This window comes from Microcystis sp. LE19-41.2A (assembly GCF_027530405.1).
Taxonomy (GTDB): domain Bacteria; phylum Cyanobacteriota; class Cyanobacteriia; order Cyanobacteriales; family Microcystaceae; genus Microcystis; species Microcystis aeruginosa.
In genome coordinates, this window is the sequence record NZ_JAPZQJ010000015.1 from 1 (window position 1) to 2,153 (window position 2,153).

Below are 2,153 nucleotides of genomic sequence, written 5' to 3' on the forward strand. Positions count from 1 at the left end.
CTATTCCAATATCAGCATTAAAAAAAGAAGGGTATCCTGTATATGATGCGAATGGAGTCATTGGTTTTTACGATGAATTTAATCATCTTGAAGAGACATTAATGATTACATGTAGAGGAGCTACTTGCTATATTCTGACGACGGTAGGCGGAGAAACGAAGCCGATAACGGTGGAGGAGTATCGAGAGAGGCTGGCGGAATCCTTGGTTAATCAGGTGACTAATTTGACCTTATTTCGTTCAATTTGGGTTCAGCCGGAGGAGAGGGGGAAGTTATTACAAATACTGCCCGATGGGGGGCGATCGGCAAGTATAATTAGGACACTAGATGAGTTGGAAGCTTGCGATTTATTTGATGTTTTGGGAGAGTTAGGTTATGGTTTGCACCGTCTGACTCGTCTGGAAAGGGCGGAAGCTTTTAGTTATAAACAGGGGGATTGGTTACGCGAAATGCCAGAAGAAACGGCGGCGACAGTGAGGGCGATCGCTTCTCAGTTTGCTAAGTCGGGGACGGAAGGATTAGAAAATAAGCTCATTTTTCAAGTGCCGGAAGTGACTAAGGCTGGGGGATTGGCGGCGTTAAAGTTAGTAGGTAAACCCTCTGAGATCATACAGGAAACTAAGATAAGATTGTTGGCCGCTTAGGGGTTTCTAAATAGAACAGAAAGCGGGTTTCTAGTAAATAGCTAAATTAAGGCTCAGATTTTGTTAAGAAACCCGCTTTCTCCCAGCTTCTTTCTCCAAGCTTGTTGAATGGTATAATATCTGATTAGGATAGGAATGTTATTTTTATTGGGTGATTCCAAGAGAGTGGTGGGTTACGCTATCGCTAACCCACCCTACGCATTGGAGGGGGGTGAGTGCATTGGTAGGGTGGGTTAGACGGCAACAATCTAGGCGTTAAAGTCAATCTAACAATCCGTCGTAACCCACCGTTTTAGTCAACCGAAAGGATGTTTGATTTATGTTTGAAAATAAGATTGATCAGGTTTTACACGCGTTAAAGGAGATGTTGGGATGAGTTGGACAGAAGTAGCTTTAGTCGATGTCTGTAAACCAAAGCAGTGGAAAACTATTCCAATATCAGCATTAAAAAAAGAAGGGTATCCTGTATATGATGCGAATGGAGTCATTGGTTTTTACGATGAATTTAATCATCTTGAAGAGACATTAATGATTACATGTAGAGGAGCTACTTGCTGAGATCATACAGGAAACTAAGATAAGATTGTTTGCCGCTTAGGGTTTTTAATTGGGGATTGGTATTTGAATGTTTATGATTGGGCAAGGGAGTTATTATGAGTCAGGAAAATGATCGGCAGTTGCCCGATGGTTGGCAGTGGGTAAAGTTGGGGGATGTTTGTGAACTAATTATGGGACAATCTCCACCTAGTTCTAGTTATATAAATGAACCCCGCGGACTACCATTTTTTCAAGGTAAAGCCGACTTTGGTAAAATATCACCTATTCCACGATTTTGGTGTTTTGAACCCATTAAAATCGCTGAAGTAGGAGATATTTTAATTTCAGTTCGCGCCCCTGTTGGACCAACAAATATAGTTGACGTTCAATGCTGTATTGGTAGAGGATTAGCAGCTATCCGTCCCAATCAAGATAGTGAACGTGATTTTATTCATGCAGCATTGAGGTTATATGAAAATAAATTAGTATCTCTAGGTAGTGGCAGTACATTTGAAGCTATTGGCAGAAAAGATTTAGAAACATTAAAAATCCCCCTCCCACCCCTAAGCGAACAAAAACGAATCGCCGCCATTCTTAATGAACAGATGGAAGCGGTAGAAAAGGCACGAAAAGCAACAGAAGCACAGTTAGAAGCCATTAATAAACTCCCCGCCGTCTTATTGCGCCGCGCTTTTAATGGAGAATTATAGTTATGCAAACAATAGACATAGAAAAAACACAGCAAGCATGGACAAACTTAAACCAAATACTGTTCATACCTCGTACCGAATCAGAAGAAAATCCCTATTATTTTACTAAATGACAGAAAACCTAATTAGGGTCTGCTGAATAAATCTAAAAACCTTGTTGGATAAGACTTTTGGACTTTTTTCCCCTCAAAAAGTGCCAGCCATTGCGGGGATCGGGGGAAAATTCAGGTACTTTTTCCCTGAAAATTAGGTAGTTGACCAC

The 2,153-nt window shown here is 41.0% G+C and carries 3 protein-coding genes; all 3 read left to right on the top strand.

The window, feature by feature from the left end; all coding sequences use genetic code 11:
• The coding region (locus tag O9290_RS00660) for a type I restriction-modification enzyme R subunit C-terminal domain-containing protein (RefSeq protein ID WP_288086593.1) at positions 1–644 on the top strand (644 nt) is incomplete at its 5' end.
• A 372-nt stretch (positions 645–1,016) separates the two neighbouring features.
• Positions 1,017–1,202, top strand: a complete 186-nt coding sequence (locus O9290_RS00665) for a restriction endonuclease subunit S domain-containing protein (protein WP_288086595.1) — start codon at positions 1,017–1,019, stop codon at positions 1,200–1,202.
• Positions 1,203–1,297: 95 nt separating this feature from the next.
• Positions 1,298–1,891 (top strand): restriction endonuclease subunit S, encoded by a 594-nt coding sequence (locus tag O9290_RS00670; protein ID WP_004159587.1) that lies wholly within the window; start codon positions 1,298–1,300, stop codon positions 1,889–1,891.
• Positions 1,892–2,153: the final 262 nt, after the last annotated feature.

Bases quoted from the DNA above. Each gene is read 5' to 3' on its own strand.
- O9290_RS00665 (WP_288086595.1), top strand. From the start codon at position 1,017: ATGAGTTGGACAGAAGTAGCTTTAGTCGATGTCTGTAAACCAAAGCAG.
- O9290_RS00670 (WP_004159587.1), top strand. From the start codon at position 1,298: ATGAGTCAGGAAAATGATCGGCAGTTGCCCGATGGTTGGCAGTGGGTA.